We start from the raw sequence: 18,418 nt of genomic DNA, 5'->3' as shown, positions 1-18,418 counted from the left end.
ACAGACGAAAAAGCCGCCAATCCCGGCGGGGATCGGCGGCGAATTCATGCCCGCGGTGGCGGGGTTCAGATGCGTTCGCGGAAGCTTAGACCGATGAAGTCTGGCGTGTGATCGCCCAGACCGACGACACGGTTGTCATTGCCGCCCCGTTTGTCGCCCCGGCCACGTCCGCCGCGCGACTTCTTCTCGTCCTTGTTGCCGCGGCCCGACTTGCGCTCGTCCTGCGTGGCCTCTGCCTTTTCGGGCTGCGCTTTATCGTCGGTTTTGGCGTCGACCTTGGTCTCAGCCTTCTCGGCCTGCGGTTGCTTGCCCTCGGCGGGGGCCTCGACGGGCTTGTCGGCCTTGCGGCTGCGCGAGCGGGTCCGTTTGGGCTTGTCATCGGACTTGGCCGGTGCGTCGGAGGTCTCCTCGGCGGGTTTGGCTTTGCCAAGCGGGTTTTCGATGCGCGGGATTTCCTTTTGCACCAGACGCTCGACATCCTCGAAGTTCTTCTCGTCGCGCGGCTGGCAGATCATGATCGCCTTGCCATCGCGGCCCGCGCGGCCGGTGCGGCCAATGCGGTGAACGTAGTCTTCGGCATGGCTCGGCACGTCGAAGTTGAAGACATGGCTCACGCTTGGCACATCAAGGCCACGCGCTGCAACGTCGGAAGCCACGAGGAAGCGCAACTCGCCACCCCGGAACCCTTCGAGCGTTTTGGTCCGCTGGCTCTGGTCCAGATCGCCGTGGATCGGGGCTGCGTCATAGCCGTATTTCTTTAACGACTTAGCGACGATATCCACGTCCATCTTGCGGTTGCAGAAGATGATCGCGTTGGTGCATTTCTCGCCTTCGGCGTCGATCAGCAGGCGCAGCAGCTTGCGCTTCTCGCTCGCCTCGCGGTCCTTGCGCGAGCCTTTGAACATGACGACGCCCTGTTCGATATTCTCGCTCGTGGTCGCCTGACGCGCCACTTCGATCCGCTCAGGGTTGCTGAGAAAGGTGTTGGTGATCCGCTCGATCTCGGGCGCCATGGTGGCCGAAAAGAACAGCGTTTGCCGGGTGAAGGGCGTGAGGCCGAAGATCCGCTCAATGTCCGGGATAAAGCCCATGTCGAGCATCCGGTCGGCTTCGTCCACGACCATGACCTTGACGTCCGACAGGATCAGCTTGCCGCGCTCGAAATGATCCAGAAGGCGGCCCGGTGTGGCGATCAGTACGTCGACGCCCTTGTCGATCAGCTTGTCCTGCTCTTTGAAGGAGACGCCGCCAATGAGCAGCGCTTTGGTCAGTTTCAGATGCTTGGAATAGGTGTCGAAGTTCTCGGCCACCTGTGCGGCCAACTCCCGCGTGGGGCAGAGCACGAGGCTCCGCGGCATCCGCGCGCGCGCCCGGCCACGGGCGAGAAGTGACAGCATCGGCAGCGTGAAGCTGGCTGTTTTGCCGGTGCCGGTCTGGGCGATGCCCAAGACGTCACGACCTTCAAGAGCGGGGGGAATGGCGCCCGCCTGAATAGGTGTGGGCGATTCGTAGCCAGCCTCATCAATAGCTTTGAGGACCTTGGCATTCAGGTTCAGATCGGTAAATTTTGTCATGTGCGTCCGAGTTGAGCGGACACTGACTTGGCCCGCGGCAGCAATACAAGCCGGCCCGAATGGCCCAAGGGCGGCATTTGCCGCGGCATGTTGCGAAAGCGCATAGCAAGTTGCGGCCCAGCCGTCAAACACTTGCCCTCTCAAGCGCTTAACTTGGGAAATGGCGCGACACCTTTGCATCAAGGTCGAGATCGGCGAGACGCAGCAGACCGTGGTCCTTCAACGTTTCGCGCAGCTCAGGCGTGTCGGCGCAGACCTCATCAAAAAAGGCGCGCAATCCCGGCTCACCCCCTTCGGATTCGATCATGGAGAAGAGTTCATGCATCGACAATCCGCCGCGATCGCGGGGGCGGTTCGGAGCCAGATCGGCGCGGTAGGAGCCTTTTTCCAGCCGGTAGCGATAGGCGGCGAGCCACTCCGGCCAGCTTTTCGCGTGAAGATGCGCGAGATCAATGCCGGGCTGCTGCTCTGGCCCGTCGATCATCGTATCGTTCTGAAAAGCGTTGTGGATCTGGAGCCGCACCTCCGCCATGCCGGTGCGAACGAAAACTTTCCCGGCCAAATGGCTCAGAAAACCGCCTTTGACGTAGTCACCATAGGTCGGGTAAAGCGCCGAGACGATCTGGGCGCGCTCGGGGCCGTTCGGAATGAAGGCTTTGAAGGCCGTGCCATCCCCGGCCAAAGCCTCCATCGGGCGGATGCGGGTGATTTTTTGTGCCGGGGGCAGGGTGGCAAGCACCTCGTCCACGGGCCGGTCAGAGACGAGGAACTCGTCCACATCCATATGGATCAGCCAATCCACATCATCTGCCCGGTTATAGGCGCGGGTCGCGTTCTGGCTTTGACGGACTTGATGCTTTTGCGGACGTTTGCCGCAAAGCCTTTGCCAATAGGCGTCATCGCAGGTGGTGACACGGATTTTCGGATGGGCCTTCAGGCTTTCGAAAGCCTCTGGGTTTTCGGCATCGAGGTATAAGTAGAGGCGATGCGCGCCCGCCTCCAAATGGTAGCCGGCAAAGCGTCGTATCTCCTCTGCGGGGGCCAGGATCGTGGCAACCAGCCCCCATTTCGTCGTCGTCGTCATCGCGTCTCCCCAGTTGGGGTTAGAATGCCATGATCGGCCCCGAAATCAAGGTTTTCTGCCCCCGGGGGCGGGCCGTTTTACACCATCATTTCCTTGGTCGCGGTCAGCTTCACATCCGGGTAATCGCGCTCTACGCGGTCGATGTCCCATTGCAGGCGGGTCAGGTAAACGATGTCGCCATCATGGTCATGCGCGATGTGCTGTTTGTTACTATCGATAAACTTATCAACGGCTTGCTTCGTACCGTTCACCCAACGGGCCGAGGTGAACTGAGACGGCTCAAACCGAACCGGCAGGCCATATTCCAACTCGATCCGGCTGGCGAGCACTTCGAATTGCAACTGGCCGACGACGCCCACGACAAACCCCGAACCGATCGAGGGTTTGAACACTTTTGCAGCACCTTCTTCGGCGAATTGCATCAGCGCTTTTTCAAGGTGTTTTGCCTTCAGCGGATCGCCCGCGCGGACCGATTGCAGCAATTCGGGCGCGAAGGAGGGGATGCCGCTCACGCGGAGCGCTTCGCCTTGGGTCAGCGTGTCACCGATGCGCAGCTGCCCGTGGTTGGGGATGCCGATAATGTCACCGGCCCAAGCCTCTTCGGCCAGCTCGCGGTCGGAGGCGAGGAACATGACCGGGTTGGACACCGTCATCGGCTTTTTCGTGCGCACATGGGTCATTTTCATGCCACGCTCGAAATGCCCCGAGGCGAGGCGGACAAAGGCCACACGGTCGCGGTGCTTGGGGTCCATATTGGCCTGCACCTTGAAGACAAAGCCCGCGACCTTTTTCTCTTCGGGCAGGATCTGGCGCGGGGTGGCAGCTTGGATCTGCGGCTCTGGCCCGTATTTGGCGATGCCTTCCATCAATTCACGCACCCCGAAGGAGTTGATGGCCGAGCCGAACCAGATCGGTGTCAGCGTGCCTTCGTGCATCGCCTTGAGGTCCAGCGGCGGCAGCAATTCGCGCGCCATTTCAAGGTCTTCGCGCAGTTTCTCAAGCAGGGCGGCGGGGACGTGTTCGGCCAGCTTTGGGTCGTCCAGCCCTTCGATCTTGATGCTGTCGGCGACGCGGTTCCGGTCGGCGCGGTCCATCAGTTCCAGCCGGTCGCGCAGCATGTCATAACAGCCCACGAAATCGCGGCCCACGCCGATGGGCCAGCTTGCGGGCGTCACGTCAATGGCGAGGTTTTCCTGAATCTCGTCAATGATTTCAAAGGTATCGCGGCTTTCCCGGTCCATCTTGTTACAGAAGGTGAGGATCGGCAGGTCGCGCATCCGGCAGACCTCAAAAAGCTTTTGCGTCTGGCTTTCCACGCCTTTCGCGCCGTCGATCACCATCACGGCGGCGTCCACTGCCGTCAACGTGCGGTAGGTGTCTTCGGAAAAGTCCGAGTGGCCGGGCGTGTCGACGAGGTTGAACCGGTAGTTGGTGTCACCGCTATGGAAGTCAAAGGACATGGCCGAGGCCGAGACGGAAATGCCCCGGTCCTTTTCCATCGCCATGAAGTCCGAGCGGGTGCGCCGCGCCTCGCCCTTGGCGCGTACCTGTCCGGCCATCTGAATGGCCCCGCCGAACAGCAGGAACTTTTCAGTCAGCGTGGTTTTGCCCGCGTCAGGGTGGCTGATGATCGCAAAGGTGCGACGGCGCGCGATCTCGGGCGGCAGGGCGGGGCGGTTTTGCGGCGTGTCCAACATCCGACCCATATAGGCCGCGCCGCGACCGGGCGCAATCTGGCCATTGCTGCGAATCGCTGGGTGGCGTAGGATGAGAACATAAGGGGTACATGGAGGGGATGCGATGGAACTGAAAGAGATTGCCCGCGAATTGGTCGCGGGCTGCCGCGCGGGAAATGCTGCGGTGCGTGCGAACCTTGATCGGCTCTATGCCGACAATGCCGTCTCGGTCGAGGCGGCCGATATGGGCGGACAGGGGCGAGAGACCCATGGGGTCAAGGCGATCCACGGCAAGCACGACTGGTGGGAAAACGCGATGGAGGAACATAGTACCGAAGTGATCGGCCCGTTCTACTTTGGCGACAGCCAGTTCAGCGCGATATTCAAGGTCGATGCCACCGACAAGCAAAGCGGTGAGCGGTTCCAGATGGAAGAGATCGGCGTTTACCACGTCAAAGACGGCAAGATCGTCCGGGAGGAGTTCCACTACGCCGTCGAGGCGCCTTAACGGGTTGAGGCTTTGCGCAGCAGCGCCGCCGCGTCGGGGCGGTCTAGCAAAGCCTCTGCCAGATCAAGCCCGGCATGGGGCAGATCGGAATGGCCGGGGATCACCTCGCCCAAGGCTTCGGACATTTCCGGCGGCAGGACCGATCGGGTGCGGCTGTCGACCAACATGGATTCGGCGGCGATCCCCTCGGCATAGATGATCTGATGCCCGTCAAAGAGCAGTTGGAAGTAGTCGACGAATCCGCCGTCCTGCACCGTCACACTGTGGCCATTGACCAGATGCCGCGCTTTGACCAGCAGTTCGGACCGACCCGCGCCCATCTCGTCACTGCGTTGATAGATGAAAAGCCGGTGATCGGGGCTGACGATCAGGTCGTGCTCGTTGTTGAGCGTGCCTGCGCGGATGCGGATCGGGGCAAACTCGCCCACCGCGCGCAGGGCACTTTGCCCGATCCAGCGCAGGGTTTGCACCCCGTCATCGCGGGTCAGGATACGGTCCCCCACGCGCAGGTCTTCGATGGGCCGTAGCTCTCCGGTGCTGAGCGAGATATGGGTGCCGCGCGTGAAAGAAACGCAGGCGAGCTGGCCGAACTTTTGCCGCGCGGTCTGGGTGTCGATGCCCACGATCCGGTAGCCCGTCTGCGGTGTCAGCGGGCCAAGCGGCAAAAGGTAAACCTCTGCCGCGTGACCGTGTTGATCGACCTCCACCAGCAGCAGCGCCTCTTGGGTCTGCCCGTCGGGTGACATCAGCGTCAGCAGGCTGTCGAGATGCAGATCGCCCCCGGGGCGGCCCACGCCGGTATCCTCGGCAAGGCGGAATTGATCGCCGGGCAGGGTTAACAGGGACAGGCGCTGCGGCTCTGCCGCGCGGTCCAACTCATAGACATCATCCAGCACCAATTCGGCGGCAAAGGACAGCGCATCGCCCATATTGGCCCCATCGCTCGCGCGGAATTGCCCGGCGCGGTAGACGGCGAGGTTCTGTGCGGGGGCGGTGCGGCTGCGGGACATGACGGGCCTTTGGTTCTGGGGCTTTCGCCAGTGAGATAGGCTAGAATTGTGGCCCGGATGGGTCAAGGCTCGGGTGATTTGCTGGCATTGGCGGCGCGGCGTGGTAGGCATATGCAAATGCATAGGAGGAATCAAAATGGATTTGGGAATCAAAGGGAAGAAGGCGCTGGTCTGTGCCTCGTCCAAGGGGCTCGGCCTTGGCTGCGCCGAGGCGCTGGCGGCGGCAGGGGTGAACCTTGTGATGAACGCCCGCGGCGCAGAGGCGCTTGAGGCTTCGGCCGAGCGCATCCGTCAGGAACACGGCGTCGAGGTCACCACCGTCGCGGCGGATGTGGCCACGGAAGAGGGGCAGGCGCTGGTCATCAAGGCGGCAGAGGGCTGTGACATTCTGGTCAATAACGCGGGCGGCCCCCCTCCCGGCATGTGGCAGGATTGGGACCGCGAGGATTTCATCAAGGCGCTCGACGCCAATATGCTGGCCCCCATCGCGCTGATCAAAGCGCTGGTGCCCGGAATGATGGAGCGCCGCTGGGGCCGGGTCGTCAACATCACCAGCCAGTCGGTGCGCGCGCCGATCCCCGTTTTGGGGCTGAGCAACTCCGCCCGCACCGGGCTTACCGGCTATGTCGCGGGCACCGCGCGGCAGGTGGCGGGCAAGGGGGTCACGATTAACAACCTTCTGCCGGGCATCCATGCGACCGACCGGGCAGATTCGCTCGACGCCAATGTGGTCAAGCAAAAGGGCATCACGCTGGACGAGGCCCGCGCCGAGCGGCAGGCGGGCATCCCCGCGGGGCGCTATGGCACGCGTGAGGAGTTCGGCGCGACCTGTGCCTTCCTTTGTTCGCAGCACGCGGGCTTCATCGTGGGGCAGAACCTGCTGCTGGATGGCGGCGGCACCAATCTGACCATGTAAATCCTCCATGGCCGGGGCGTGTGTCCCGGCCATGACCCGTCGCGGCGGATCACATTCCTGACAGCAGCGGTTTCAGTGCTGGCTCGGATTGCAGGCGGCGGCTAACCCTTGTGGATCAGCTTCTCGCAAAAGGTCCGCCGCCCATGCAAACCACTGTTCTTGTCCTTCTTTTCGCTGCCGTGATCCTTGCCAGCCTGTTGGTGGCACCGCGCCGCGCGACGGTCGAAGGCTTCTTTGGCGGAGCCAATGCGGCAGGCCGCGCGCCGGGGCTTTGGGTGCTGGTGCTAAGCCAAGTCACCACATGGATTTTCGCCCGCAGCCTGATGAACGCGGCGATCTTGGGCTATTTCTACGGCATCGCGGGCACGCTGGCCTATGCGGCCTATTACGGGTCTTTCCTGACGGGTGGCTTCATCGTCGGCCACCTGCGGCGCGGCGGCGCGCGGTCCGTGCAGGACTGGCTGGCGGGGCATTTCGGGAGCGCGGGGACGGCGGCCTATAACCTCGTGATCGGGCTGCGGCTGCTGTCTGAGGTTTTTGCCAATCTCTTGGTCGTCGCGCTGATTTTCGAAGCCGTCTGGCCCGGGTCGGGCACGCTTGCTGTGCTGATCGTCGCCGCCCTTGGCTTTGGCTATTCGGCGTGGGGCGGGCTGTCCGCCGCGCTGCGTACGGATGTGGTGCAGATGCTGGTCTTTCTCGTCGTCTTCGGTCTCGCGCTTGGGGCGCTGCTGCTCAGCCCGGGGTTCGAGCTTGGCGCGGTGCTGAGCGCGCGGGGAGTCTCTGGCCCCTACAACGGCTGGGTGCTCTTGGTCGTGGCGCTGTTGCAGGTCTTTTCCTACCCGGCGCATGACCCGGTGATGATGGACCGCGGCTTTCTGGCGGATGAGGCGACCACCTGGGCGTCCTTCCTCCATGCCTTCTGGATTTCGACGCTTTGTATCATCGGCTTTGGCTTTTTCGGCATCCAAGCCAGCCTGACCGGCGCGGCCTATGAGGGTGAATTGATCGGCACATGGGGGCAAATGTTCCCGGGCTGGATCTTCGTGGCACTGATGCTGTCGCTGTTGGTCTCGGCCCTCTCGACGCTCGACTCGGCGCTCGCCTCCGCCGCGCGGCTGATGGTTGAGGAATGGCGCATCGCACCGCGCAGCCTCAGGGGCGGGCGGCTGGTGATGGCGGGGTTCATGGCGCTTGGTGCGCTGCTGACGCTTTGGGGCAACGCCACGCTCTTTGATGCCGTGGCGGTGAGCGGTACCGCCTCGATGTTCCTCACCCCCGTGCTGCTGGTGGGGCTGGTGGCGGGGCGCGCGATCCCGGTCTGGAGCTACCTTGCCGCCTTTGCCGCCGCGATGCTGGGGGCTGCGGCCTATTTCGCGCGGGGTTGGGGATGGGTCGCGGCACTTCTCCCTGAGGGGCATAAATACGAGCAATTGTTGGTGATCTGCATCTTCGTGCTGCTGGCCGGGTTCGCGGCGGTGCTTGCGGGGGCGCGGCGGGGCTGATAGCTGGGTTTCCGAGCGATTTGATCGGATACCGCAGCCTCCATGAGTGACCCCACCCCCCGTCTGGAAATCCGCAACCTGCGCCGCGCCTATGGCGGGCGGCAGGTGGTCGATGATGTATCCCTGCAGATTTTGCCGGGGCAGGTGACCTGCCTGCTTGGCCCCTCGGGCTGCGGCAAATCCACCACGTTGCGCATGATCGCAGGTGTGGAGATGCAAGACAGCGGCACGATCCATGTCGACGGCAAACTGATCTGCGACACCATGTTCCGCGTCCCGCCCGAGCGGCGCGAGATCGGGCTGATGTTCCAAGATTTCGCCCTGTTCCCACATCTGAGCGTGGCCGACAACGTGGGCTTTGGCCTCAAGAAAGGCACGCGTGAGGAGAAACGCGCGCGGATCGAAGAACTGCTCGAACGGGTGGACCTGCTGCGCTATATCGACGGCTACCCGCACCAGCTTTCGGGCGGGGAGCAGCAGCGCGTGGCGCTGGCCCGCGCGCTGGCCCCGCAGCCGCGCATCATGCTGATGGATGAGCCCTTTTCCGGCCTCGACAACCGCCTGCGCGATGGCATCCGTGACGAGACGCTGAGCATCCTCAAGGAAGAGGACACCGCCGTTTTGCTGGTCACCCATGAGCCGGACGAGGCGATGCGCATGGCTGATGAGATCGCGCTGATGCGCGACGGCAAGATCGTGCAGCAAGGCGCGCCCTACAACGTCTATACGCGGCCCGTCGACCGCGCCTCCGTCGCCTTTTTCAGCGATGCCAATGTGCTTGAGGCCACGGTGACCGGGGCGCTGGCCGATACGGTCTTTGGCCAATTCCTCGCCCCCGGTGTGGCCGATGGCACGCCGGTGAATATCGTCTTTCGCCCGCAACACCTGCGCATTGACTTTGACCGGGCGGGCAAAGGCCCGCGCCCCACGGCGACCGATGGCACACCGGCCCGGGCGGTGGTGGAACGCGCGCGCTTCATGGGCAACGAAAGCCTCGTGGAATTCGTACTGGAGGAGGACGGATCGCGGCTCAAGGCCACGGTGCCCAATGTCTTTCTGCCGCAACCCGGTGCCGTCATGTGGCTGACCGTGCGCCGCGACCGTTGCTTTGTCTTTCCGGTGACCTCATGAAGCCGCTGTTGGTGGAATTCGGCATGGGCTCCTCCCTGCGCCGCGGTGACTATACGCAGGCCGCGAAACGCGCGGTGCAGGATGCGTTGTGGCACAATTCGATCAATCTGGCCGAGCTTTTCGGTTTTAATAAGTCGGCCATGCGCATCACCCTCGACGTGGGCGTGCAGCGCCCCGATCTGGTGGATGCCGAAGCGCTGCGCGCGGTCTTTCCCTATGGCGAGGTGACGGTGAAGCTGCATCACGGGGGCCTCGATGTGCCGCGTCCCGAAGGGGAAGGGAACCCAACGGTCATGGCCAATGTGGCGCTTTCCGTCGGCTTCGAGATGGAGCGTGCCAATGGCTGAGCAGCGGATCATCATCGAAATGGGCATGGGCAACGATCTGCACGGGATGGACTATACCAAAGCCGCCGCCCGCGCGATCGAGGATGCCCTGCGCCACTCCTCCCTACCGCTGTTCGGCGCGCTGGAGGTGACGCCGGATCAGATGCGCGTGCAGGTCACCGTGGCGGTGCAAGAGCCTGATAAGGTGGATGTCGACGCGCTGGTGGCCAAGCTGCCCCGCGGTCGCGCCGAGGTGCACGCGGTAAAGGGCGGGCTGAATGTAGCCACGGGACAGGATACCATCGTGATCGCGCAGGCCAGTGTCGAGGCGTTTTTGCCCCCGCAAACCGGCTGGCAATTGAAGGGCTGAGGCGGCGTTGATCTGGGGTTAGGGGCGATGATCCGCGAGCGTTCTGCCCGGCTCGTCCACGAACAACTCCGGTAGCGGCTCAGCGCTCTCGATCTGATCAAGCGGCAGGGTCACGAAATCCGCCGCCCCCTCGCTCCAGGCCGTCAGCAGCCAGAACCGGCCCCAATTACGCACCTCAAGCGGGCGCACCACCTGCGGCGCTTCGCCGATCACCGCAATCCGCAGCTTTTGACGGGCCTGCATCGCCGCGCGCAGCACCGGCAGATGGGTGAAAACCCGCGTGGCTTTGCCCTGCGACCTCAGCGCCTGCGCCCATGCGGCACCCTCGGCAATGGTCTCGGTCGGAAGCACCGCGTCGAACTTGGCGGCCAATGTTTCTGCTGCGGCTTGCAGGGCAGGGTCGCCCACCTCTGCTGCCACGGCGAGGCCGAGGTTCAGCGCCTCCAACTCCGCCGCCGTCAGGGTCAGCGGGGGCAGGGTGATCGCAGGGATGATCCGATAGCCTTCGCCCCGCGTCCCAGCGATGGACAGGCCCGCCGCGCTGAGCTTGCCCATATCGCGGTAGATCGTGCGGGGGGAAACGCCGAACTGCCGGGCCAGATCCTCGGCCCGGTGCAGCCGCCCATCCCGCAGCCTGTCAATCAGCCGGACAAGCCGATCTTCGGTTTTCGCTGATACCATCATGCCTCCTGATACTCCTGACAAAAACATGTCACAACTCGAATTGCACGCGCGAAAATCGGCAGTCCTTCGCCCGCAGCACCGCGCATCCGCCGCATTGCCCCTTCATGGTCCCGGCGCCGCCCGCTATCACGGTGCAGACTGGCGCGACGAGAATGCGCCAAACATGATGGGAGAACAGACATGTTGAACAATATCGGACTGCCGGGCCTGCTGCTGATCGCGGTTGTCGTGCTGGTGCTTTTTGGCCGTGGCAAGATTTCCTCGCTCATGGGCGAAGTCGGCAAGGGCATCACCAGCTTCAAAAAGGGCATCAGCGAAGGCGAAGAAGAGAACAAGCGCGACGAGATCAAACATGTCGAAGACGTGCACCATGCTGACCTGCCGGAACATGCCGATCAGGGCACCCATCCCAAGACCGACCTGAAGGCCGACAAGGACCGGGTGTAACCCGATGTTCGATCTGGGTTGGACGGAACTTTTAGTCATCGGCGTGGTGGCCCTGATCGTGGTCGGCCCCAAGGACTTGCCCGTGCTGTTTCGGCGCGTCGGGCAATTCGTGGGCAAGGCCAAAGGCATGGCGCGTGAATTCAGCCAAGCGATGAACGATGCCGCCGATGAAAGCGGCATGCGCGAGATGTCATCGTCGCTGAACAAATCGCTCAAAACGGCCAGCAACCCGCTGGGCAGCGCCATGGATGAGGTCAAGGACGCGACCCGGTCGCTGACCAACTTCGACCCCGAAAGCGAGACCGGCAAAATGGCGGCGCAAAAGGCCGAGGATGTGAAGAAAATCCAAGCCAGCACCGCGCGGGCCGCCGCCGAACGCAAGCAACGCGAAGCGGCGGAAGCCATGGCCGAGGCCGAAGCGGCAGAGGCGAAGCTTTCGGACGCCGCCCCGGCCAAGGACGCCCCGGCGCGGCCCGTAATCGAAAAAGACGCAGGTCAGGCCCAAGCGGCATCGGACGATGCCGCCGCCAAGACCTCAACGGCACCCAAAGCTGCCGCCAAGAAAGAGTGAGTTGAATGAGCGCCACCGACGATTATGACGAGATCGACGACAGTTCCGCCCCGTTGATCGAGCATCTGGCCGAGCTGCGCACGCGGCTCATCCATTCGGTCATCGCCTTCATCATCGGGATGGTGATCTGTTTTACCGTCTGGAACCCGATCTTCAACTTCCTGACCGAACCGCTCTGCTCGGCCATGGCGGAACGGGGGCAAGAGGATTGCGGGCTGATCCTGATCAAGCTGCAAGAGGGTTTCTTCGTCGCGATCTCGATCTCTCTCTTGGGCGGTCTGGTGCTGGGCTTCCCCTTCATCAGCTACCAGCTGTGGCGCTTTGTGGCGCCGGGGCTTTACAAGAACGAGAAGGGGGCCTTTCTGCCCTTCCTGATCTCTTCGCCAGTGATGTTCTTCCTTGGCGCGGCTTTCGCCTTCTACGTCGTCACGCCGCTGGCCTTCGACTTCTTCCTTGGCTTCCAGCAGGCCGGTACGTTGGTCGGTGGGCCGGATGGTGAGAACGGCATCGCCGCCATCGCCTTCCAAGGCTCGGCGCAGGAGTATCTGTCGCTCACGATCAAATTCATCGTGGCCTTTGGCCTGTGTTTCCAGCTCCCGGTTCTGCTGACGCTGATGGGCAAGGCGGGGCTGGTCAGTTCCGAAGGGCTGGCCAATGTGCGCAAATATGCGGTGGTGGCGATCCTCGTGCTGGCCGCGCTGGTCACGCCGCCGGATGTGATCACGCAGGTGATCCTTTTCGTGGTGGTTTACGGCCTTTACGAAATCTCGATCTTCCTCGTGCGCCGGGTCGAGACAAAGCGCAACGAAAAGCTGCGCGAAGAGGGCTACTTTGACGACGAAGACGAGGAAGACCTGCTGTGATCAATGATCCGATGGACCGTATCGCGGCGGCGCTGGAGCGTATGTCTCCCGCGCCGCTCGCCGCCCCGGACTTTGATGCGGCAACTGCCTTCGTCTGGCACACCGACCCCGACCGTCTGGTGCCGGTCCCTCAGGTCGCGCGGATCGACCTGCCGCTTCTGGTGGGCGTGGATCGGGCGCGGGATACGCTCTTGTCTAACACCCGCCAATTCGCGGCGGGGTTGCCTGCGAACAACGCGCTGCTCTGGGGTGCGCGGGGTATGGGGAAATCCAGCCTTGTCAAAGCGATACACGCGGATGTTCAAGCATCACATGAAGCATTGCGCATCGTTGAATTACAGCGCGAAGACCTGCCGTCGGTCGGGCGGCTTCTATCCCTCCTGCGCGGCGCCTCGCAGCGGTTCATCCTGTTTTGCGACGACCTCAGCTTTGGCCATGACGACGCGCATTACAAATCGCTGAAGGCCGTGTTGGATGGGGGCATCGAAGGGCGGCCCGAGAATGTCGTGCTCTATGCCACATCGAACCGCCGCCACCTGATGCCGCGCGACATGATCGAGAACGAGCGCGGCAGCGCGATCAATCCTTCCGAAGCGGTCGAGGAAAAGGTTTCTCTCTCTGACCGGTTCGGGCTCTGGCTGGGGTTCCACCCCTGCGATCAGGACCAATATCTGGCGATGATCCGCGGCTATTGCGATGCCTTCGGCGTAGAGATCGACGACGACACATTGCGCGCGGAGGCTGTCGAATGGCAGGCCACACGCGGCGCCCGCTCGGGCCGGGTGGCTTGGCAGTATTTCGTGGATTTGGCGGGCAGGAAAGGCGTTCCCGTTTCGGGCGGTTGAGTGCCGGACGGTATTGGCGAAAGGGCCCGCATATTCTGCGGGTCCTTTGTCGTTTGGTTACTGAATATAGGGCGTCGGATCGACGCTCTCAAAGCCTTTGCGCACCTCGAAATGCACATGCGATTCCGATCCGCCGCGCAGTTTGGCGATCTGCTGGCCACGGCTTACGCTATCGCCCTTGGCGACATTCACGCCGTCGACATTCGCATAGACCGTGAGCAGGTTGTTGGCATGGCGCACCACGACAATCGGGATGCCCTCAGCGCTTTTGGTGATCGCGGCGACGGTGCCCGCCTCGGCGGCTTTCACCGGCCCGCCGGGGCTGCCCTTGATGTTGATGCCCTCGTTCTTGCCCTTGGAATAGGCGCGGATGATGGAGCCTTGGACCGGCGGTGTCATCTTGGTCGCCTTTGCCGGGGCGGTGGGCTTGCCCACATCGGCCACAGGCTCTTTCGGCTCGACCCTGGGCGGCAGGGGCTGTGCGGTCTCATCCTGCGGCAGCGGTTTGGCGGCAGAGGGCGGCGTCGGTGTGGGGGTGCCTGCGCCGGGCGCGCTGGTGACCGGCTGCACGGGGCGCGAGGCGGCGGCGCTCGACGTGGTATTGGTCGCCTGACGCGGGGGCGCCTGTTTCTCAACCGGGATCAGCAGGAATTGGCCCTCGCGGATCGCGAAATCGGGGCCGAGGCCGTTCCACTCGGCCAATGCCTTGACCGGCACGTTGTAAAGGCGCGCCACGGTATAGGCGGTCTCGCCACGCTCGACCCGGTGGCGCACAGGCTCTTTCGCCTGCGGTGCCGCGGGCTGCGGCGCAGGCGTGCTGGTGGTGCCTGCGGGCGGCAGGCTTTGGGTCTGCACGCTGGGGGTCGCCGGGGCGCGGTCGATGGCGCTGCCGGCAAGGGTGGTGATGTCCACGGCGCCATTGGTGCCCGGCGCAGGCTCAGAGACGCGGCGGGGCAGGGCGATGATCTCACCCTGGCGGAGGGGGACGCCCTGATCGATCCCGTTGTAGCGGGCCAATTCGCCGCTGTCGGCGCCCACACGTGCGGCCACGTCTTTCAGCGTATCGCCCCGGCGGGCGACGACGACTTGGTAATTGGGATAAGAGATTACGCCCCGTGCGTCGGGCTTGGGCCGGTCTGCCAAAGGCCCGCGCGCGGCTTCGGCGGTGGAGAACCCATCGCCAAAGGTGCTGCGCATGTCGTAATCCAAGGGCTGATTTTCGCAACCTGCCAGCAGTATCGCACTGGTCCCGGCCATTAGGGTCAGCCGCATGGGGCGGCGCAAGCGTGTTTGGCGCATCTGCAAGTCCTCATCTTCGCCCCCAGACGGTATGGGGCGTTGTCCGTGTCTCTGTAACCTATTAGCCGTCCTTGCCCAAGCCTTCCAGCAGGGGGACAAAGCGCACGGCACGCAATTCGTCGTATTCCAGCCCATCAGCGGTCTTTCGCACGCGGATGAGGTGTTGGACCGTGTCGGATTGGCCGACGGGCAGTACCATGATGCCGCCTTCCTTTAGCTGCGCGAGCAGGGGGCCGGGCGGGTCTTCGGCGGCGGCGGTCACGATGATCCGGTCAAAGGGGGCCTGTTCGGCAAGGCCAAAGCTGCCATCGGCGGTGATCGCGGTGATATTGGTCAAATCCATCGCCTCGAAGACACCGCGCGCCTCTTGCACCAGACGGCGGTGCCGGTCGATCGTATAGACCCGCCGGGCAAGCTTGCTGAGGATCGCGGCCTGATAGCCCGAGCCGGTCCCGATTTCGAGCACCTTATCGCGCGACGACACCTGCAAGGCTTGGCTCATGAGCCCCACGACAGAGGGTTGGCTGATGGTCTGGCCGCAGGCGATGGGCAGGGGCATGTCCTCATAGGCGCGGCTGGCAAAGAGGCCGCGGATGAAGGGGCCGCGGTCGATCGCTTCCATCGCTGTCAGCACGCGCGCATCGGTCACGCCCTTGGAGCGCAGCGCGTAGAGGAACTGCATTTTGCGTTCCGCTTCAGAGATGGGGGGCTCATTCATCCGTTGATGCCCGCCAGCGTTTCGAGGGCCGCGTGATCCGTCAGGTCGCAGCGCATCGGGGTGACCGAGACATAGCCATCAAGGTTGACGCAGGCATCGCTGCCCGGTGCCGTTTGCACACGCTGATCGCCGCCCTTGATCCACAAAAAGCGGCGGCCCGAGGGCGACAGATGTGCTTCGGTCGAAAACCCGGTGCCGGGGCGGCGGCCCTGTGGGGCCAGCCGGATGCCGCGCACATCAGCGCCCGCCACTGGCGGGAAGTTCACGTTGTAGAAAAGCCCATAGGCCGCGTCTTCTTTGGGGCTGTGATCTAAAATGCGGCGGCAGGTCTCGGCGCCGTGCTGGGCGGCGGCCTCAAAAGGATCGGCCAGATCGCGGTTGGCGGGGCCGTAGTATTGCGACAGGGCGATGGCCGGAAGCCCTTGCAACGCCGCTTCGATCGCGCCGCCAAGCGTGCCGGAATAGAGCGCGTTTTCAGCCGCGTTATTGCCCCGGTTCACGCCGGAGAGCACCAGATCGGGGGGTGCGGCGGTCATCGTGTCATGGATCGCGGCAAGGACGCAATCGGCGGGGGAGCCTTCGGTGGCGAAGACGCGTTCGTCCAATTGCGTGATCATCATCGGCTTGGTGTAGCTGATGCAATGGCCGACGCCGGATTGCTCAAACGCCGGTGCCACGGTCCAGACCTCGCCCGTAGGCCCGGCCAGTTCCTCGGCAATGGCGCGCAGCACGGCCAGACCGGGCGCGTTGATGCCGTCATCGTTTGTAATCAAAATACGCATGAATGGCCCCTTTTTGCCTTGATAGGCGAGGGGCGGACCGGCGGCAAGCGCAGCGCGCCGGTGCCGCGCGGTTCAGGAGGCGGAGTTTTCCGACAGTTGCGCCAATACCGCAGCGGCCTGCGTGGCGGTGTCGCTCAGCGCCGCGCGGTCTTCGCCGGGGAAGAAGCGCGCGCGGGTGGCGGTGGGCATCGGCTCGGGCGTGAGGATATGGACCCGGGGGCCGATCTGCGCGGTCTCGACCTGCCAAGAGGTCGCCAGCGCGATCTGCGCAGCCTTGGTGGCCCCGTAGCTGCCGAAGAATTTCGTCCCCGCACGCGGATCGTCAAAGAAGACCGCTGTGCCATTCGCCCCCAAGAGCGGTGAGACGAAGGTGATCAGACGCGCGGTGGCGGTGACGTTTCCGGCGATGGATTTCTCCATATCCTTGGCGTCGATGTGATCGGTCGGCGTCAGCGGGGCCGCGTGGACGGCGCAGTGCAGCCAAAGGTCGAGCCCGCCCCAACGGTCATGGATGCCCCGGCACAGCACGGCCATGGCATCGGCGTTGGTGATGTCCATCGGCGCCAAGGTGGCGCTGCCGCCCTTGGCTTGGATACGGTCGTCCAACTCTTCGAGCGCGCCGGTCGTGCGACCGACCGCGATGATGTGATGGGTTGGGGCCAAGGCTTCTGCCAATGCGGCCCCAAGGCCGCGCGATGCGCCGGTGATCAATGCTGTCTTGCTCATGCGCGGGATGTGCACTGCCCCGCGCGGCAGGTCAAGAGGCGCGCGCGGCGCCTCCCTCAAGGTTTCAGCCCTGCGGCAGGCGCAGCACTTGATTGCCGCGGCGGCTGGAGAGCACCAACGTCCCTTGCCCGATGGCGGAGACGACGCCGCCGGCGACCTGATCGCCCACTTCGACGCGGGAGATTTTGCCGCCACCTTCGCGGATCAGCGCGCCGGGCGTGCTGTCGCTGCCGAAGATGCCGATTAGCGCCGTGCTGGACAAGTCGGCCTTCTGAGTTGCCAGATCGGAGACTTTCTTTGGGGTCGGGGTCCCATTGCTCGCCATTGATATGCCTTTCGCCTGTGGTTGCGTTTCGCGCGGCAGTCCCCCGCGCTCGCAAGGCGTCAGCTAAGCCCTGCCGCAGTGCAGCGGAAGGGGGCGTTTTCGGGATGCGCAGGGTTCTGCCAAAGCGTCGGCAAAGCTGCGCCGACACCTTGGTTGTAACGCTGCGACCTTTCGTAAGGCTTAATTCGGCTTAGCCGACGAAAGCCTTTTCGACGACGAAATGCTGAGGGTCGGAATTGGCACCCTCGGTGAGGCCAAAGCCTTCGAGAATCTCCATAATATCCTTGTTGAACCCAAGGCTGCCGCAGACCATGGCGCGGTCATGGGCGGCATTGATCTGGGGCACGCCCAGATCTTCGAACACCGTGCCATCCTGCAAAAGATTGGTGATCCGGCCCATCTTGGGGCTCTCTTCGCGGGTGGTGGTCGGGTAATAGCGAATCTTGGCAAGGTTTTCCGGGCCGATGAGTTCCTGCATCAGCTCGTCAGCCTTCAGCCCTTCGATCAACTGGCGGCCATACTCAAGCTCTGCCACGTCGCGGCAGGTGTGGGTGACGATGACCTCGTCGAATTTCTCATAGGTCTCAGGCTCGCGCAGCAGGCTTGCGAAGGGGGCAAAGCCGGTGCCGGTGGCGAACATCCACAGCCGGTCGCCGGGCAGCAGCGCGTCATGGACCAGCGTGCCCACGGGTTTGGGCCGCAGGATGATCTGATCGCCGGGCTGGATGTGCTGCAGCTTGGAGGTCAGCGGGCCGTCTTGCACTTTGATCGAGTAGAACTCCAACTCATCGTCCCAGGCGGGCGAGGCGATGGAATAGGCGCGCAAGAGCGGTTTTTGCTTGCCGGTTTCGGGATGCGGGTCGCCCATCAGGCCAATCATCACGAACTCGCCCGAGCGGAACCGCAGCGAAGCGGGCCGGGTCACCCGGAACGAGAAAAGCTGATCGGTCCAGTGCGTAACCGAGGTCACGGTCTGGGCGTCGGGCAATGTCGGGACGGGCTTGGCGGCGGTTTGGTTCACTGTGCTCTGCTCGGTCATCATGGTTTCCGCAAATCGGGTT

21 protein-coding genes are annotated in these 18,418 nt (G+C 63.6%); 10 read left to right on the top strand and 11 right to left on the bottom strand.

What is annotated here, in order from left to right; genetic code table 11:
• Positions 1-65: 65 nt before the first annotated feature.
• From FCK22_RS01935 to FCK22_RS01925, 3 genes are all read right to left on the bottom strand, one after another.
• Positions 66-1,574 (bottom strand): DEAD/DEAH box helicase, encoded by a 1,509-nt coding sequence (locus FCK22_RS01935; protein WP_067268160.1) that lies wholly within the window; start codon positions 1,572-1,574, stop codon positions 66-68.
• A gap of 148 nt (positions 1,575-1,722) precedes the next feature.
• Complete coding sequence (locus tag FCK22_RS01930; protein ID WP_067268161.1) at positions 1,723-2,658, bottom strand: glycosyltransferase family 2 protein; 936 nt, start codon at positions 2,656-2,658, stop codon at positions 1,723-1,725.
• 77 nt (positions 2,659-2,735) lie between these two features.
• Complete coding sequence (locus FCK22_RS01925) at positions 2,736-4,355, bottom strand: peptide chain release factor 3 (RefSeq protein WP_067268179.1); 1,620 nt, start codon at positions 4,353-4,355, stop codon at positions 2,736-2,738.
• 103 nt (positions 4,356-4,458) lie between these two features.
• On the opposite strand from FCK22_RS01925, the gene FCK22_RS01920 reads away from it, so the two are divergent.
• Positions 4,459-4,842, top strand: a complete 384-nt coding sequence (locus tag FCK22_RS01920) for a nuclear transport factor 2 family protein (protein ID WP_067268163.1) — start codon at positions 4,459-4,461, stop codon at positions 4,840-4,842.
• Here FCK22_RS01920 and FCK22_RS01915 read toward each other — a convergent pair.
• A complete protein-coding gene (locus FCK22_RS01915; RefSeq protein ID WP_067268165.1) occupies positions 4,839-5,852 on the bottom strand; it encodes a Hint domain-containing protein in 1,014 nt (337 codons plus the stop codon). The two genes, FCK22_RS01920 and FCK22_RS01915, sit on opposite strands and share 4 nt — an antisense overlap.
• A gap of 136 nt (positions 5,853-5,988) precedes the next feature.
• Here FCK22_RS01915 and FCK22_RS01910 point away from each other — a divergent pair, with 136 nt between their 5' ends.
• The 5 genes from FCK22_RS01910 to FCK22_RS01890 all read left to right on the top strand — a co-directional run bounded on the left by FCK22_RS01910 (position 5,989) and on the right by FCK22_RS01890 (position 10,097).
• On the top strand, positions 5,989-6,768 hold the full coding sequence (locus FCK22_RS01910; protein WP_067268167.1) for an SDR family oxidoreductase: 780 nt from the start codon (positions 5,989-5,991) through the stop codon (positions 6,766-6,768).
• A gap of 143 nt (positions 6,769-6,911) precedes the next feature.
• Positions 6,912-8,270, top strand: a complete 1,359-nt coding sequence (locus FCK22_RS01905; RefSeq protein WP_067268169.1) for a sodium:proline symporter — start codon at positions 6,912-6,914, stop codon at positions 8,268-8,270.
• 42 nt (positions 8,271-8,312) lie between these two features.
• Positions 8,313-9,401 (top strand): ABC transporter ATP-binding protein, encoded by a 1,089-nt coding sequence (locus tag FCK22_RS01900; RefSeq protein WP_067268171.1) that lies wholly within the window; start codon positions 8,313-8,315, stop codon positions 9,399-9,401.
• Positions 9,398-9,748 (top strand): Lin0512 family protein, encoded by a 351-nt coding sequence (locus tag FCK22_RS01895; RefSeq protein WP_067268173.1) that lies wholly within the window; start codon positions 9,398-9,400, stop codon positions 9,746-9,748. The genes FCK22_RS01900 and FCK22_RS01895 overlap by 4 nt, the downstream gene beginning before the upstream one ends.
• Positions 9,741-10,097 (top strand): Lin0512 family protein, encoded by a 357-nt coding sequence (locus tag FCK22_RS01890; protein WP_067268175.1) that lies wholly within the window; start codon positions 9,741-9,743, stop codon positions 10,095-10,097. The genes FCK22_RS01895 and FCK22_RS01890 overlap by 8 nt, the downstream gene beginning before the upstream one ends.
• A gap of 18 nt (positions 10,098-10,115) precedes the next feature.
• On the opposite strand, the gene FCK22_RS01885 is transcribed toward FCK22_RS01890, so the two are convergent.
• The gene (locus tag FCK22_RS01885) at positions 10,116-10,778 is read right to left on the bottom strand and encodes an HTH domain-containing protein (protein WP_067268181.1); all 663 of its coding nucleotides are present in this window, start codon (positions 10,776-10,778) and stop codon (positions 10,116-10,118) included.
• 183 nt (positions 10,779-10,961) lie between these two features.
• On the opposite strand from FCK22_RS01885, the gene FCK22_RS01880 reads away from it, so the two are divergent.
• The 4 genes from FCK22_RS01880 to FCK22_RS01865 are packed head-to-tail and all read left to right on the top strand — an operon-like array spanning position 10,962 to position 13,507.
• Positions 10,962-11,228, top strand: a complete 267-nt coding sequence (locus FCK22_RS01880) for a twin-arginine translocase TatA/TatE family subunit (RefSeq protein ID WP_067268177.1) — start codon at positions 10,962-10,964, stop codon at positions 11,226-11,228.
• Positions 11,229-11,232: 4 nt separating this feature from the next.
• Positions 11,233-11,799 (top strand): Sec-independent protein translocase protein TatB, encoded by a 567-nt coding sequence (tatB, locus tag FCK22_RS01875; RefSeq protein ID WP_067267934.1) that lies wholly within the window; start codon positions 11,233-11,235, stop codon positions 11,797-11,799.
• Between the two features lie 5 nt (positions 11,800-11,804).
• Entirely contained in the window at positions 11,805-12,662 is an 858-nt protein-coding gene (tatC, locus tag FCK22_RS01870; RefSeq protein WP_067267932.1) for a twin-arginine translocase subunit TatC, read from the top strand.
• Positions 12,659-13,507, top strand: coding sequence for an ATP-binding protein (locus tag FCK22_RS01865; RefSeq protein ID WP_136720166.1), 849 nt, complete (start codon positions 12,659-12,661; stop codon positions 13,505-13,507). The genes tatC and FCK22_RS01865 overlap by 4 nt, the downstream gene beginning before the upstream one ends.
• Positions 13,508-13,564: 57 nt before the next feature.
• Here the strand turns inward: FCK22_RS01865 and FCK22_RS01860 are convergent, their stop codons facing one another.
• The 6 genes from FCK22_RS01860 to FCK22_RS01835 form a co-directional block, all read right to left on the bottom strand.
• Positions 13,565-14,806, bottom strand: a complete 1,242-nt coding sequence (locus FCK22_RS01860; protein ID WP_067267931.1) for a M23 family metallopeptidase — start codon at positions 14,804-14,806, stop codon at positions 13,565-13,567.
• Between the two features lie 61 nt (positions 14,807-14,867).
• Entirely contained in the window at positions 14,868-15,524 is a 657-nt protein-coding gene (locus tag FCK22_RS01855; RefSeq protein WP_067267929.1) for a protein-L-isoaspartate(D-aspartate) O-methyltransferase, read from the bottom strand.
• Positions 15,521-16,306 carry a 5'/3'-nucleotidase SurE gene (gene surE / locus FCK22_RS01850; RefSeq protein WP_067267927.1) on the bottom strand — a complete coding sequence of 262 codons (786 nt, stop codon included), beginning with the start codon at positions 16,304-16,306 and terminating at the stop codon, positions 15,521-15,523. The genes FCK22_RS01855 and surE overlap by 4 nt, the downstream gene beginning before the upstream one ends.
• A 72-nt stretch (positions 16,307-16,378) precedes the next feature.
• Positions 16,379-17,032 (bottom strand): SDR family NAD(P)-dependent oxidoreductase, encoded by a 654-nt coding sequence (locus FCK22_RS01845; protein WP_067267938.1) that lies wholly within the window; start codon positions 17,030-17,032, stop codon positions 16,379-16,381.
• Positions 17,033-17,096: 64 nt separating this feature from the next.
• On the bottom strand, positions 17,097-17,294 hold the full coding sequence (locus FCK22_RS01840; RefSeq protein ID WP_248646410.1) for a pilus assembly protein PilZ: 198 nt from the start codon (positions 17,292-17,294) through the stop codon (positions 17,097-17,099).
• A gap of 253 nt (positions 17,295-17,547) precedes the next feature.
• Positions 17,548-18,396: a ferredoxin--NADP reductase gene (locus FCK22_RS01835; RefSeq protein WP_067267937.1), complete on the bottom strand. Its 849-nt coding sequence runs from the start codon at positions 18,394-18,396 to the stop codon at positions 17,548-17,550.
• Positions 18,397-18,418: the final 22 nt, after the last annotated feature.

The organism is Sulfitobacter sp. 15WGC, assembly GCF_005068605.1.
Lineage (GTDB): Bacteria > Pseudomonadota > Alphaproteobacteria > Rhodobacterales > Rhodobacteraceae > Sulfitobacter > Sulfitobacter faviae.
Note: the sequence above shows the minus strand (reverse complement) of the source record. Positions and strands in the feature narration are given on the sequence as shown.